The sequence below is a fragment of the Enterobacteriaceae endosymbiont of Donacia dentata genome (assembly GCF_012570745.1).
In the GTDB taxonomy this organism is placed as follows: domain Bacteria; phylum Pseudomonadota; class Gammaproteobacteria; order Enterobacterales; family Enterobacteriaceae.
This window is the reverse complement of record NZ_CP046212.1, coordinates 391479-407129: the sequence shown is the minus strand read 5'-3', so window position 1 is coordinate 407129 and position 15651 is coordinate 391479. Positions and strand designations below refer to the sequence as shown.

Below are 15651 nucleotides of genomic sequence, written 5' to 3'. Positions count from 1 at the left end.
TTAATATATAATATTAAATATTACATAACTGACTGTTATATAAATTAATTTATAACAGTCGTATTTAAATAAATAAAATTATAATTTAAAATTTTTAAATTTTTTAATATTTACTGTGGAATCAATTTGACCTACTAAATAAGAACTTACTTCTACTTCTTGAGGAGCCATCTGAACATTATCTGATATTAGCCAAGAATTAATCCATGGAATAGGATTTTTAGTTATTGAAAATGGACTTTTTAATCCAACTTTCTTCATTCTGATATTAGTAATATATTCAATATATTTACATAAAATATTTTTATTTAATCCTATCATCACTCCGTTAGAAAATAAATATTCAGCCCACTGTTTTTCTTGTATAGAAGCATCAAGAAACAATTGATAACATATTTTTTTACATTCAACAGCAATTTTTGCCATTTCTTTATCTTCTATTCCTTTTTGCATAATATTTAATATATATTGAGTTCCAATCATATGTAAATATTCATCACGAGCTATAAGTCTAATAATTTTTGCATTACCTTCCATTAACTCTCTTTCAGCAAATGCAAAAGAACATGCAAAACTTACATAAAATCTAATTGCTTCTAAAATATTAATATTCATTAAACATAAATATAATTTTTTTTTTAAATTATATAAATTAATTACAATTTTTTTTTTATTAAACTTAAAAACTCCTTCACCAAATAAATGCCAATAATTTGTTAATTCAATAAGTTCATCATAATATTTAATAATATCTTGTGTTCTAAGAACAATATTATTGTTTATAACAATATCATCAAAAATTATTGATGGATCATTTACAATATTTCTAATTATATGAGTATAAGATCTAGAATGTATTGTTTCAAAAAATGACCATGTTTCTACCCAGGTTTCTAATTCTGGTATGGAAATTAGAGGAAGTAATGCTATATTAGGACTTCTTCCTTGAATTGAATCTAATAGAGTTTGATATTTTAAATTACTAATAAATATATGTTTTTCATGTTCTGGTAAATTTTGATAATGAATACGATCATATGATATATCTATTTCTTCAGGTCTCCAAAAAAAACTTAATTGTTTTTCAATTAAATTTTCAAAAAAAATATATTTTTGTTGATCATAACGAGAAATATTAACAGATTGGCCAAAAAACATAGGTTCTTTTAATTGATTATTTTTTTTACTAGAAAAAGTAGTATAACTCATTGTATTATCCAAATTATCATTAAAAATTTTAAAATTAAAGTATACATGCTCCATTTGTACAAATATTATTTTTTTCTAAAATATTTTCATTTTGAGTATCTTTTGCTCCATCTCTTGTATTTTGATAATATAATGTTTTAATACCTAATTTGTAAGCTATTAACAAATCTTTTAATAATTGTTCCATAGGTATTTTATTATTATAAAAACGAGAAGGATCATAATTAATATTTGTAGAAATAGATTGATCAATAAATTTTTGCATTATACCAATTAATTTTAAATATCCATCATTATTAGGTATATTCCATAGTAATTCATATTTTTTTTTTAATTTTAAAAATTCAGGTACAACTTGTTTTAAAATACCATTTTTAGATAATTTTATACTAATAAAACCTCTAGGTGGTTCAATTCCATTAGTTGCATTAGAAATTTGAGAAGAAGTTTCTGATGGCATTAATGCAGATAAAGTAGAATTACGTAATCCATATTTTTTAATTTTTATTCTTAAATTATCCCAATTACAATGTAATGATTCTGTATGAATATTATCAATATATTTTTTATATGTATCAATAGGTAATATTCCTTTTGAATAATTAGTTTCCTTAAATAAGGGACAACATCCCTCTTCTTTAGCTAAATCATTAGATGATTTTAATAAATAATATTGTATAAATTCAAATGTTCTATGAATTAAATTATTAGCACTATTATCAGAATAACGAACATTATTTTTTGCTAAATAATAAGCAAAATTAATTACTCCAATGCCTAAAGATCTACGTTCTAAAGCTGATTTTTTAGCTGCAGGAATTAAATATTTTTGATAATCTAATAAACAATTTAATGCTCTTACTATTAAATCTGATAAATTTTTTATTTCATTTAAATTTTTAATTTTACCTAAATTAAATGCAGCTAAAGTACATAATCCAATTTCTCCATTAGGATCATCTATCTTATTTAAGGTTTTAGTAGGTAAAGTAATTTCTAAACACAAATTTGATTGTCTTATAGGTGCTTTTTTAGGATTAAATGCAGAATGAGTATTACAGTGATCAACATTTTGTATATAAATTCTTCCTGTTGAAGTACGTTCTTGCATCATTAATGAAAATAAATTAACAGCATCAATTTTTTTTTTTCTAATATTAATATCTTTTTCATATTTTTCATAAAGATATTTAAATTTTTTTTGATTTGAAAAAAAATATTCATATAAATTAGGAACATCTGATGGACTAAATAAAGTTATTTTTTTATTATTAATTAAACGTTGATATAATAATTTATTAATTTGTACAGCATAATCAATATGTCTAACTCTATTAGATTCAATTCCTCTATTATTTTTTAAAACTAATAAATTTGTAATTTCAAAATGCCATAAAGGATAAAATAATGTACCAGCACCACCTCTTACACCTCCTTGAGAACATGATTTAATAGCTGTTTGAAAATGTTTATAAAAAGGAATACATCCGGTATGAAATGCTTCTCCATTTCTAATAGGACTACCTACAGCACGAATTCTTCCTGCATTAATTCCTATACCCGCTTTTTGAGAAACATATTTTATAATACTACTAGTAGTAGCATTGATTGAATTAATATTATCTCCACATTCAATTAAAATACATGAACTAAATTGTTTAGTTGTAGTACGTACTCCTGACATAATTGGTGTTGGTAAAGAAATTTTAAAAGTAGAAATAGCATCATAAAAAGATTTTATATAATACATTCTTTTATTAGATGGGTATTTAGCAAATAAACAAGCTGAAATTAAAATATATAAAAATTGGGCACTTTCATAAATTTTTCCTGTTATTCTATCTTTAACTAAATATTTACCTTCTAATTGTTTGACAGCTGCATATGAAAAATTCATATCACGATCATGATTAATAAAATCATCCATTAAATTAAAATCTTTTTTAGAATATTTTTCTAAAAGAAATTTATCATATTTTTGTAAATTTACCATATTTTTAACATGATTATATAATTTAGGTGGTATGAATTTTTTATATGCTTTTTTTCTTAAATTAAAAATAACTAATCTAGCTGCCATATATTGATAATCAGGATATTTTTCAGAAATAAAATCTGCTGTAATTTTAATTATAATATTATGGATATTTACTGTACTAATCTTATTATATAATTGTATATATAATTGTTTTTTTATTTTTGATAATGAGATATTTTTTAAATTTTGTGCAGCACGAAATAATATTAAATCTATTTTATCTAAATTAATTAATTCTTTATTTCCACTTCTTTTTATGACAAAAAAATTATGTTTCATAAATAGTACCTACTAATTTAAAATAAAGTTTTTTAATAATATGTATTAAATGATAACTGTCAAATATAATAGAATAGAAGTTGAAAAAAATTATTATTATAAAAAAATATCAAATAAATTAATTATTCATAATTAAAAAATGTTACTTTTATATTAAAATTTTTTTTAAAATAAATTCTATAAAATTATTTTAAATATTATTTATATTTTAATATAAGTGTTAAATAAATATTTATTTATAAAATATCTAATCTATAGATTAGATTTTATTTTAGATAAAAATAAAAAATATATTAGTAGTAAATATTCATTATTTATGCTATTTCCCTTTTTTTTTTTAATAAATAAATTAAAAGTATTGAAACATCTGCTGGTGTTATACCAGGTATTCTAGATGCTTGTCCAAGAGTATAAGGTTTATAAAAATAAAATTTATCTTTTGCTTCATTAGATAAACTTCTTATATCATTAAATTTAATATCTATTGGAATTAATATATTTTCATTTTTTTTTTGTTTTTTTATTAATTCTAATTGTCTTTTTATATAACCTTTATATTTTAATTCAGTCTCAATATACTCAATAACTTCTATATTTTTTATATTAAAATCAAATATTTTTAATTCTATTAAGTTTTTATGATTTATTTCAGAACGTTTTAATAATGATATACCATTTAATTTTTCTTTTATAGGACTTTTTAATAAAGAATTTAATTTTTTAATTTTTATTTTATTATCATAATTAATATTAAAATTTTTTATTTTTTGATATAATTTTTCAATATTATTTAATTTTTCATTAAATTTTTGCCAACGAATATCATTTACTAATCCTAGTTTATATCCTATTTTAGTAAGTCTTATATCTGCATTATTTTCTCTTAAAAGTAACCTATGTTCTGCACGTGAAGTAAACATACGGTATGGCTCTTTTGTTCCTAAAGTACATAAATCATCAATTAAAACTCCCATGTATGCTTGATTTCTTAAAGGAAACCACTGTTTTTTATTATCAATTAAAAGAGCAGCATTTAATCCTGCAATTAATCCCTGTACTGCTGCTTCTTCATATCCAGTTGTTCCATTAATTTGTCCTGCAAAAAATAATCTTTTTATAAATTTACTTTCCATAGTTGGTTTTAATCCTCTAGGATCATAAAAATCATATTCTACAGCATATCCTAATCTAGTAATACATGCATTTTCTAAACCTTTAATAGATTTTATAATTGAAAGTTGTATATTATAAGGAAAACTAGTTGAAATTCCATTAGGATAAATTTCTGAATTAAATATACCTTCTGGTTCTAGAAAAATTTGATGTTTTTCTCTATTAGGAAATCTAATAATTTTATCTTCTAAAGAAGGACAATATCGAGGTCCTTTACTTGTAATTAAACCACTATACATAGGACTTTTAGTAATATTATCTATTATTATTTGATGTGTATTTTTATTAGTATAAGTTATATAACAAGGTAATTGTTTAGGATGTTGTTTACTATTACCAATAAAAGAAAAACATGGTAGAGGAATATCACTATATTGAACTTCTAATTTAGAAAAATTAATACTTCTTTTATCAATTCTAGGAGGAGTACCTGTTTTTAACCGACCTTTTGTTAAAGGTAATTCTTCATTTAAAAAATTAGCTAGTTCTTTTGAAGAAGAATCATTAATTCTACCACCATGATATTGATTATTTAAACCAATATAAATTTTTCCATTTAAAAACGTTCCAGTAGTTAAAATTATAACTTTTGCATTTATAATATCATTATTTTTAGTAATTATACCTGTTACTTGATAATTTTTAATTATAATTTTCTTTACTTCTTGTTGAAAAAATAATAAATTTTTTTGTTTACTTAAAATATATTTTATTGTTTTTTTATATAATTCTCTGTCTGTTTGTGCTCTTGTAGATCTTACTGCTGGTCCTTTACTTTTATTAAGTATTTTAAAATTAATACCAGAATAATCAGTTGCAATTGCCATAATACCATTTAAAGCATCTATTTCTTTAACTAAATGACTTTTACCAATACCTCCTATTGCTGGATTACAAGACATTTGTCCTATTGTATCAATATTACTTGTAATTAAAAGAGTTTTTTTTTTCATTTTTGCACTAGCTACAGCAGCTTCTATTCCAGCATGTCCACCACCTACAATAATAACATCAAATTTATTATTAGAATTATACATATATATACCAAATTTTAATAAATAATGTTTAATTTTTTATTTTAATAATTTACCATTCTATGGGATCAACATTTATTAATAATTTAATCTTATTAAAATTTATAATTTTTTTTGCTATAGAATGAATATTGATTGTAATAAACTGTAATCTAATTTTCAATAGATGTTGTAAGATAATTTTTTTTCTAAATAATCCTTTTCGTTGATTTTGTATTAATGATGTAGGACCTATAATAAGAAAATTTTTTTCATTCATATATTTTAATTTTAATATTTTTTTTAATTTAATTAAAAAATTAATTAAAATTTTTTTATTATAAGATTCAATTATTAAAATAACATGATTAGTAAAAGGAGGTAATAACATCATTTTTCTTTCTTGTAATATATAATTAGCAATATTATTGTATGTGTAATTAGTTTTAAAAATTTTTTTTAAAAAATTATTTTGTGGATAATTTGTTTGTATAATTATTTTTTTTTTTTTTTTATTTAAATGATTATTTAATATACTAAAAATATATTGAGAAAAATATTCTATTGTACGAAAATTTCTTGAAAAAAAAATATTATCTATATTTAAAAAAATTATTAAAGCATTTTTTAAAAAAAAATAGTACTCTTTATATAAAATTTGCGAAGAAATTATTATTAAAGGTTTAATTTTATTATCATATATTAAAGAAACTTTTTTTAAAAAATTTTTATTATTTATAAAAAAAATTAATATATTTGGAAATATTATCTTTAATAATTCTTTTAATTGTTCTATACCAATACCTATTGGTATAAAGAAATTTTTTTTACAAAAAGGACAATATGTAATCATATTAATAATTTTTTTACAAAATTTACAATATAATTTCCATGATTTTTTATAAAAAATATAATTTTTATTACAATCTATACATTTTAATATTTTTCTACAAAAATTACATAATATAAGATTTGAATACCCTATATATTTATAATATATAATTATTTGTTTCTTATTTTGAAGATATATTTTCATCATTTTAATTAAAATATGAGAAAATAATTTATATTTTAGTACTTGTTTATTAATATCTATAATTATATAATCAAAATATTTTTTATATGATATTTCTTTATTTTTATGAAATAAAAATTTATATTTACCGAGATTAATATTATTTATAGTTTCTAAACTTAAAATTTTAGAGCTTAATATTATAGGAATATTTTCTATTTTTGCTCGTAAAATAGCAATATCTCTTGTATTATACTTATATTTATTATTTTGTTTATATATAAAATCATTTTCTTTGTCTACAATAATTAATCCCAATTTTAAAAATTGTGTAAAAATAGAAGATTTTGTACCAATTACTATTGATATTTTACCTTCTTTTATATCTTTTAACATTACTAATTGTTTTTTTTCAGAAATATTAGAATATAATAAACAAATAGAAACATTTAATTTAATAAAAAATTGGTATAAATAAAAAATATTATATTTTTGTGGAACTAAAATTAATATTTGTTTTTTGTTAATTAACATAACTTTAATTAAATTAACATAAATATTAATTTTTTTAAATAAAATAGCATTATCCTGTAAAACCCAAGTTTTAAAAAAATTTACTTTAAGAAATACAATTTTATACATATTTTTTATAAATAATAAATAAATTTTAAATTTATTGTTTTTATTATTAAAAAATATTTTATTTTTTTTAAAAAAATTAGATTTAATTTTAAATTTATAAACTTTTTTCAATTTAATTTTATATAAATTTTTAATATTTTTTAAATAAAAATTTTCCCAATTTATAGAAGATTTATTATTTTTTCTATAAAACATAGGTAGTATTTTAAATAAAATAACTCCAACAGGATATTGATAATATTCAGCAATTTTTTTTGCAAAATTCCAAATAAAAGAATTAAAAAGTGATTTTTTATCCAAAACTTTATATAAATATTTTAATTTATTTGGTAAAATTTTAGAAAAATTTTTTATTTCTATTACTATACCTACATGTTTTTTATTTCTTATTGGTACTAAAACTCTATAACCAATATCTACTATTATATTAGTAGGTAACAAATAATCATATTTTTGATATATAATATAATTATTAAAAACTACCTTAATTATTTTCATAATTTTAAAATTCTTATATTAATTATAAATATTTTCTTGTAAAAATAAAATATATTTATAAAATATATAAATAAATTATTTTTAAATATTTTCTTTACTATTGGTATATTATGAAAAAAAATACTCATCCTAAATTTAACAATATTACTATTAAATGTTCTTGTGGAAATATTATTAATACTAAATCAACTTTAGATAATAATAAAGAATTAAGTTTAGATATTTGTAATATATGTCATCCTTTTTATACAGGAAAACAAAAAATAACAGATACTAAAGGTCGTGTAGAAAATTTTAAAAAAAGATTCAAACATTCTAAAATATTTGGATAAAATTATTATATTTATTTTATTTATATTTTTTATTAATCAATAATGATAAATATTATTAAAAACATTATTGATTAATATAAAATTAGAATTAAGAATTAAGAATTAAGAATTCTATTTAATTTTATATTCTTTATATAAAATATGTTTTCTTATAAAAGGATCAAATTTTTTAATTTCTAATTTTTTTGTATTATTTTTTTTATTTTTTGTAATTGTATAAAAATGACCAGTTTTTGCTGATGAAATTAATTTAATTATAATACGTTTTTTTTTTGCCATAAAAATATATTCTCATTCAATTATTTATAATTATGTAAATTAATATTATCTATTCCTTTTTTGTTTATTAATCTCATACCTTTAGTAGATATTCTTAAAGTTATAAATCTTTTTTTTTTTTCTAACCAAAATTTATGATAATGTATATTTGGTAAAAATTTTCTCCTAGTTGCATTCATTGCATGTGAACGATTATTACCTTTTATAGTTTTTTTTCCTGTTATTCTACATATTTTAGTCATAAAAAATTCTCTATAGTTTATAAAAATTTTAAAAAAATTAATTTTTAATTTGAATAAAAATATTAACTTTTTTAAAAACTTTAATATAAAATATATTTATATTAAAACATAATATGTTCATAAAATAATAATTTATAAACATATTATTAATATATATTAAATATTTTTATTATTTTCTTTATTTTTTACTACAATAACCATAGCTGGTCTTAATAATATCTTATTAAGAGTATATCCTTTTTGTAAAATTTCTATAATATAATTATCTTTTATTTTATTAGATTCTATAATAGACATTGCCTGATGTTTAGATGGATCAAAAGGAATATTAATTTCGTCAATAATATTAACACCAAATTTTTTTATTAATGCTAATAAAGATTTTAAAGTTAATTTTATTCCTTCAATTATAGATAATTCAATATTATCTTTTTTTTCTGTTTTTATTTTTATGGCTCTTTCTAAATTATCAATTACTGGTAATAATTCATGTAGAATTTTTTTTAATGAAAATTTATAAGCTTTTTCAATATCTAATATAGATCTACGTCTAATATTTTCTATTTCTGATTGAGAACGTAATTTTAAATCCCACATATTATCTTTACATTTTTTTAATTTATTTTTTATTTCAGAAATTTCTAATTTATATTCATCATTTTTTTCTTTAAAATATTCAATTGTATTTTTATTTTCTGATTTAATATAAGTTTTATCTTTTATATCATCATTAGATTTAAAATTACTTAATTTATCATCATTTTTTTTTTCTTCTATTTTTTTTTCTTTTATTTCTTTTAATGATTTATCATTATTCATATAATCGATATCCTTTTGAAAAATTTTTATATAGATTTATTTAAATTTAATATTTAATATAAATAATTAAATATTTTACATTTAATAAATATTAAAAAAATTTTTATTTGATTAATACAAAAATTTTTATAAAATAATTTTAAAATCTTTTTAAATAATATTTTTTATAAAAAATTTTTATTAAAAATAAAATATAGAAATGTTTTAAAATTTTCTTTAATAAAAAACATATATATTAAAAATAATTTGTATTTGTATTAATTATATAATTAAAATATAAAAAATTATTTAATTAGTAAATCATTTTTTTTAAAATTAATTGTTTTTTAAAATATAAAATAAAAAATTTTAATAATTTATTGAAATTATTTAATATATTTAATATAATTAATAATATTTAATAAAATTGTTAAATTGTTTATATAATGAAAAAAAAAAATATATTGTTTTTAATAAAAAAATATATTATGATTATTCTGTACAAGAAGAAATTAATGCTGGAATTATTTTAAAAGGATGGGAAGTAAAATCATTAAGATTAAATAGAGTATCCATAAATAATAGTTATGTGAGTATTTTATCTAATAAAGTTTATTCATTTAATATAAATATTAATCCGTTAAAAACAATTTGTAATCATATACAATATGATGTTAATAGGAAAAAACAATTATTATTAAAAAAAAAAGAAATAGAACTTTTAAAAAACTATAATAAAATTAAAAACTTTACTTTAGTTACGGTTGGTTTATTTTGGAAAAAATCTTGGTGTAAATTAAAAATTGCTGTTGCTAAAGGTAAAAAAAAATATGATAAAAGAATTTTATTAAAAAAGAAAGAATGGAATATTAAAAAATCACGTTTCTTGAAAAAAGATATTTAAAATTTTGGGGGCTGATTTATGGATTTGACAAAATTATCAAATTTTAGGAGCATGTCAAGGAAACGGTTGGCCTTGTAAAAAACCGTATTGAAATAATTGCAAAAAATCAAAATTACGCATTAGCAGCATAAAAAACTGTTAAAGCCCTATTTCTTATTATTTACTCTTTAATAAAAAGTAAATAGGTCATAATTTAAAGAGATCGTATATTATATGTCTTAAAATAATATATTAAAGAAATAAAATAGACTATGTAATATTAAATTTTTTTTATTAATAAATATTACTAAAATTTATATAATAAAAATAAACATGTAGTTCCGAGAATGTAGTAATTTTGGACGGGGGTTCGACTCCCCCCAGCTCCAAGAAATATAGTTCTTTTTTTTATAATTTATTATTAATTATTTTTTTATTTTTTTTTAATTTACGTAAAGATTCAGTTAAATATTTTTTTCTAATTCTAATTGATTTTGGAGTAATTTCTATTAATTCATCATCTTGAATAAAATTTATTGCTTCTTCTAAAGACATTTTTTTTATAGGAGTTAAATTAATAGGATTATCACTTCCAGAAGCTCTCATATTAGTTAATTTTTTATTAATTAAACAATTTACAGTTAAATCATTTGATCTATTATGTATACCTATAATTTGTCCTTCATAAATTTTTTCTCCTGGATTAATTAATAATCTTCCTCGAGATTGTAAATTAGATAAAGAAAATGCTACAGCATATCCTTCTTTATTTGAAATTAAAACCCCATTTTCTCTTTCTCTAACTAAATTATTTATATTAATATCATAATGACTAAAAAAAGAATTCATTATTCCAGTACCTGATGTAACATTTATAAATTCATTACGAAAACCAATTAAACCTCTACTTGGAATAACTGCTTCAATTCTTACTCTATCATTAGTATCATTTAAAATAATATTATTTATAATAGCTTTTCTTTGACTAATTAATTGAATTATATGACCTTTTTTATTTTTAGAAAAATCTAAAATTAATATTTCAAATGGTTCTTTTTTAATTCCATCAATAATTCTAGATATAATTTGTGGTTTAGATACAGATAGCTCAAATCCTTCTTTTCTCATATTTTCTATTAAAACAACTAAATGTAATTCTCCTCTACCTGAAACATAAAAGACATTATTATTAGTAGTTTCTTTTATTTGTAAAGCTATATCATATAAACATTCTTTACGAATTCTATCAAATATTTTTTTAGATGTTAAATATTTGCCTTCTGTTCCTGAAAATGGAGAATTATTTACATGAAATAACATACTAATTTTAGGTTTTTCTATTACTAATAAAGGTAAAGGATCATAATGATTAATATCACAAATTGTATCAGAAATATTTATTTTCTCAAATCCTAAACCAGCTAATCCAATAATATTACCAGCTTTAGCTTCATTAATATATACAGGTTTTAAACCTATATTAGATATTATATATAATACTTTTATTTTTTTTAAAATTTTATTATTTTTAATCAAAATAACATATTGATTAATTTTAATTGTCCCTCTTTTTATTAAACCAGTACAAATATTACCAATATAATTATTATATTCTATTTGAGATATTTGCATTTGAAATGGTTTATGTATATTTACATTAGGAGGAGATACGTGTTTAATAATAGTCTCATATAATATATCCATATTATTATTCATTTTATTTATATTATATCCAGATAATCCTTTAAGAGCTGATGTATAAACTATAGGAAAATCAAGTTGCTCATCAGTAGCATTCAAATTAACAAATAAATCAAATATTTGATCTATAACCCAATCAGGACGAATAAATTTTCTGTCTATCTTATTTATTATAATAATAGGTTTTAAATTATATAAAAAAGATTTTAATGCAACAAATCTTGTTTGTGGCATTGGTCCTTCTACAGCATCAACTAATAATAAAACAGAATCTACCATAGATAAAATACGTTCTACTTCAGCACTGAAATCTGCATGTCCTGGAGTATCAATTATATTAATTTGATAACCTTTCCAAAATATAGATGTATTTTTTGAAAAAATAGTAATTCCTTTTTCCTGTTCTAATTCATTACTATCCATTATTCTATTTATATCATTTTTATTTTTAAAAATATTTTTTGTATTTTGAAAATTTTCTGATTCTTGTAATAATTTATCTATTAATGTAGTTTTTCCATGATCTATATGTGCAACAATAGCTATATTACGTATTTTTTTCATAAACAAATCCTAATTATGTACTATATTTATTTACATAAATTTATCATTTTAAAATATAAATAAATTTTTTTATAAAATAAAAATTTTTATATAAAAATCTGTAACTAAATTATTATTTTTAAATAAGACATTAAATTAAAAATTATTTTAATTTTTTTTAAAATTAAGAATATTAATATAATTTAAATTTAGAATTTATTACTAGATATATAAATTTATTTTTGAACTTTTCTAGATATGAAAATATATAAATTTATTAAAAATTTTATTTAAATAAATTAATATTTAAAATAAATATTTAAAAAGAAAATTTTATAAAATAAACATATAAATTTTTTTTAAAATTAATACTATAAAAATAATAATTTTATTAATTTTAAAAAATATAAATAAAATTTATTTTAAAAAAAAAGTAACAACACAAATAATAACAATATTAATAAAAAATAAATAAATTATAAAATTATATTTTATATTTAATAAAATTTATTAAAAAAATATTAATTATTTATATTTTTTAATAATTTATTAAATTTATAAGTCTGAAATAAAAATTTCAAATAATCTTTTTTTGGTTTAATTTTTAGATCAAAATTATTTAAATCTAAATTAATATTAGTTTTAATTTTTGTTAATTTATGATATAAAAAAACTAATTTTTTATATTTTATAAGTTTTTTTCTTATATTATTACCTCCTCTAAAATTTAGATTATTAACACTATTTAAATTATTATAAATATATTTTAAACTACCTAATTTATTTATTAAATTCTTACTTATAATTTTTCCTATTCCTGGAATTCCAGGAATATTATCTATAGAATCTCCACTTAATGCTAATAAATCACTAATAAATTTAGGGAAAACTCTATATTTATAATATATTTCTTTTGGTCCAGAAATAGAATAATTAATAGGATTTATAATTTTAATATTTTGAGTTACTAATTGTGCTATATCTTTATCAATACTAAAAATATAAACAGAATAATCTTTTTTTTCTGCTTGTAATGCTAAAGTACCAATAATATCATCTGCTTCTATATTTTTAAGAGAAATAACATTATATCCCATAGCCTGTATAATTTTTAATAAAGGAATAATTTGTACATTCAAATTATCAGGCATATTTTTTCTTGTTGCTTTATATTTATTAAAAATTTTTTTTCTAAAAGATATACCTTTACTATCAAATATTACCAAAAAATAACTATTTATATTCATTTTTATAATTTTATTAAACATATTAATAAAACCATATATTGCTCCAGTAGGATTACCTTTACTATTAGTTAAATTAGGTAAAGCATAATAAGCTCTATATAAATAGAATGATCCATCTATTAAAACTATTTTTTTTTCATACATAATAATAAAAATATATTAAATAATATATATAAATATTTATTAAAAAATTATCTTAATTTTTTGAAAGTTTAATTACTAAATCAATATAATATTTAAAAAAATCATTATAATAACTAGCATATAATTCAGAAAGATTTATTTCATATTTATTGTTTACATAAATATTAGGAACAATATGTATATCTAATTTTTCAGCTAAATTTGTTTCTTTTATAAATAATGTTTGAGCTATATGACTATTCCATGCTGTATCAAAAATATGGTTATTAATACCAGCAGCTTTAACAAAAACTTTTCTTATACTTTTATAATCATGAATATTATCATATTTATGTATACCTTCAAATATTGGTCCAATTACTTTATCTTCTACATTTAACATTTTTGCAACAACCCAAGCATAACCTGTTAAACTTCCAAGACCATTTTCATCATTAAATTGATTTAAATGATGTCTAAAAATTTTTATATTTTTAGGTATTTTATTTTTTAAAGATTTTTCACTTATTCCTATATAAAATTCATAACAACGAGGACATAAAAATGAAAAAAATTCCACTATAGATGGTTTTTTATTTAATAGTTCTTTATTATATAATTTTTGTTTTTGTAATGTTAAAACATCATAAAAAAGTGATTGAGGCGGTTTTGATGCTAAACAAACATTAAATGTTATTAGACATAACAACATGCTAAAAAATATTATATATTTTCTTATGTTCATCATAATTTTTCTTTTTAATAAATTTATTAATTTACATATTTAAATTATAAACCAATTTATTATATTAATAAAATTAATTTTTTAATTTTTATTTTAATTTTTTATTTTTTTATAAAAAAATTTTTTTTGAAATTAAATATTTTTTTTTAAAAAACTAATTAATTTAATCATGTCATTTGGTAATGATGAATTTAACTCTATAAAAATTTTATAAAATGGGTGCATAAATCTTAAATAACAAGCATGTAATGCTTGTCTTTTAATTATTTTATTAATATTATTTTTATAAATATTATTATATAAAAAAATATTTTTTTTATTTTTATATACAGCATCTCCTACAATACTATGATTAATATATGATAAATGAACTCTAATTTGATGTGTTCTACCAGTTTGTAACCTAATTTTTAAATGAGAATGAATTTTAAAAATATTTTTTATAAAATATTTTGTGATTGATTCTTTACCCAAAGAATTAATTTCCATAATAATATTTTTTTTTTTATATATACGTTTAATTGGATAATCAATTATTCCGTTTTTATTTATTATTCCATTTACAATTGTTTCATATTCACGAGTAATATTATGTTTTTTTAATTCTTTTTTTAAAAATATATATGAATGAATATTTTTTGCTATAATCATTAATCCTGTAGTATCTTTATCTAATCTATGTATAATACCAGCTCTTGGTAAATTTCTTAAAATAGGATAATAATATAATAAAGAATTAAATAAAGTATTTTCCATATTTTTATTTGCAGGATGTACAACAAAATTAGACTGTTTATTTATAACTAAAATATAATTATCATCATAAATTATATTTAGTGGTATATTTTGTGCTTTCCATTTAATTTTTGTATTAGAAATTATTGCATCAAT

13 protein-coding genes and 1 other RNA gene are annotated in these 15651 nt (G+C 18.0%); 3 read left to right on the top strand and 11 right to left on the bottom strand.

Annotation, left to right across the window (positions count from 1 at the left end; translation table 11 throughout):
- Window positions 1-78: 78 nt before the first annotated feature.
- The 4 genes from nrdB to priA all read right to left on the bottom strand — a co-directional run bounded on the left by nrdB (window position 79) and on the right by priA (window position 7867).
- A complete protein-coding gene (gene nrdB / locus GJT90_RS01975) occupies window positions 79-1209 on the bottom strand; it encodes a class Ia ribonucleoside-diphosphate reductase subunit beta (protein WP_168920202.1) in 1131 nt (376 codons plus the stop codon).
- 34 nt (window positions 1210-1243) lie between these two features.
- On the bottom strand, window positions 1244-3526 hold the full coding sequence (nrdA, locus tag GJT90_RS01970) for a class 1a ribonucleoside-diphosphate reductase subunit alpha (protein ID WP_168920201.1): 2283 nt from the start codon (window positions 3524-3526) through the stop codon (window positions 1244-1246).
- Between the two features lie 314 nt (window positions 3527-3840).
- Window positions 3841-5736 carry a tRNA uridine-5-carboxymethylaminomethyl(34) synthesis enzyme MnmG gene (mnmG, locus tag GJT90_RS01965; RefSeq protein ID WP_168920200.1) on the bottom strand — a complete coding sequence of 632 codons (1896 nt, stop codon included), beginning with the start codon at window positions 5734-5736 and terminating at the stop codon, window positions 3841-3843.
- Between the two features lie 49 nt (window positions 5737-5785).
- Window positions 5786-7867, bottom strand: coding sequence for a replication restart helicase PriA (priA, locus tag GJT90_RS01960; protein ID WP_168920199.1), 2082 nt, complete (start codon window positions 7865-7867; stop codon window positions 5786-5788).
- Between the two features lie 110 nt (window positions 7868-7977).
- On the opposite strand from priA, the gene rpmE reads away from it, so the two are divergent.
- On the top strand, window positions 7978-8199 hold the full coding sequence (rpmE, locus tag GJT90_RS01955) for a 50S ribosomal protein L31 (RefSeq protein ID WP_168920198.1): 222 nt from the start codon (window positions 7978-7980) through the stop codon (window positions 8197-8199).
- A 111-nt stretch (window positions 8200-8310) separates the two neighbouring features.
- Here the strand turns inward: rpmE and rpmG are convergent, their stop codons facing one another.
- The 3 genes from rpmG to grpE form a co-directional block, all read right to left on the bottom strand.
- On the bottom strand, window positions 8311-8478 hold the full coding sequence (rpmG, locus tag GJT90_RS01950; RefSeq protein WP_168920197.1) for a 50S ribosomal protein L33: 168 nt from the start codon (window positions 8476-8478) through the stop codon (window positions 8311-8313).
- Window positions 8479-8498: 20 nt separating this feature from the next.
- Window positions 8499-8720, bottom strand: a complete 222-nt coding sequence (rpmB, locus tag GJT90_RS01945) for a 50S ribosomal protein L28 (RefSeq protein WP_168920196.1) — start codon at window positions 8718-8720, stop codon at window positions 8499-8501.
- A gap of 156 nt (window positions 8721-8876) precedes the next feature.
- On the bottom strand, window positions 8877-9539 hold the full coding sequence (gene grpE, locus GJT90_RS01940; protein ID WP_168920195.1) for a nucleotide exchange factor GrpE: 663 nt from the start codon (window positions 9537-9539) through the stop codon (window positions 8877-8879).
- Window positions 9540-9945: 406 nt separating this feature from the next.
- Between grpE and smpB the strand changes: the two genes are divergently transcribed.
- Window positions 9946-10422 carry an SsrA-binding protein SmpB gene (gene smpB, locus GJT90_RS01935; RefSeq protein ID WP_168920194.1) on the top strand — a complete coding sequence of 159 codons (477 nt, stop codon included), beginning with the start codon at window positions 9946-9948 and terminating at the stop codon, window positions 10420-10422.
- A 7-nt stretch (window positions 10423-10429) separates the two neighbouring features.
- Window positions 10430-10793, top strand: a transfer-messenger RNA (tmRNA) gene (gene ssrA / locus GJT90_RS01930).
- A 16-nt stretch (window positions 10794-10809) separates the two neighbouring features.
- On the opposite strand, the gene typA is transcribed toward ssrA, so the two are convergent.
- The 4 genes from typA to GJT90_RS01910 all read right to left on the bottom strand — a co-directional run bounded on the left by typA (window position 10810) and on the right by GJT90_RS01910 (window position 15651).
- Window positions 10810-12666, bottom strand: a complete 1857-nt coding sequence (typA, locus tag GJT90_RS01925; protein WP_168920193.1) for a translational GTPase TypA — start codon at window positions 12664-12666, stop codon at window positions 10810-10812.
- 500 nt (window positions 12667-13166) lie between these two features.
- Entirely contained in the window at window positions 13167-14036 is an 870-nt protein-coding gene (locus tag GJT90_RS01920) for a 5'-3' exonuclease (protein ID WP_168920192.1), read from the bottom strand.
- 52 nt (window positions 14037-14088) lie between these two features.
- Window positions 14089-14727 (bottom strand): DsbA family protein, encoded by a 639-nt coding sequence (locus GJT90_RS01915; RefSeq protein ID WP_168920191.1) that lies wholly within the window; start codon window positions 14725-14727, stop codon window positions 14089-14091.
- Between the two features lie 165 nt (window positions 14728-14892).
- Entirely contained in the window at window positions 14893-15651 is a 759-nt protein-coding gene (locus tag GJT90_RS01910; protein WP_281352660.1) for an RluA family pseudouridine synthase, read from the bottom strand.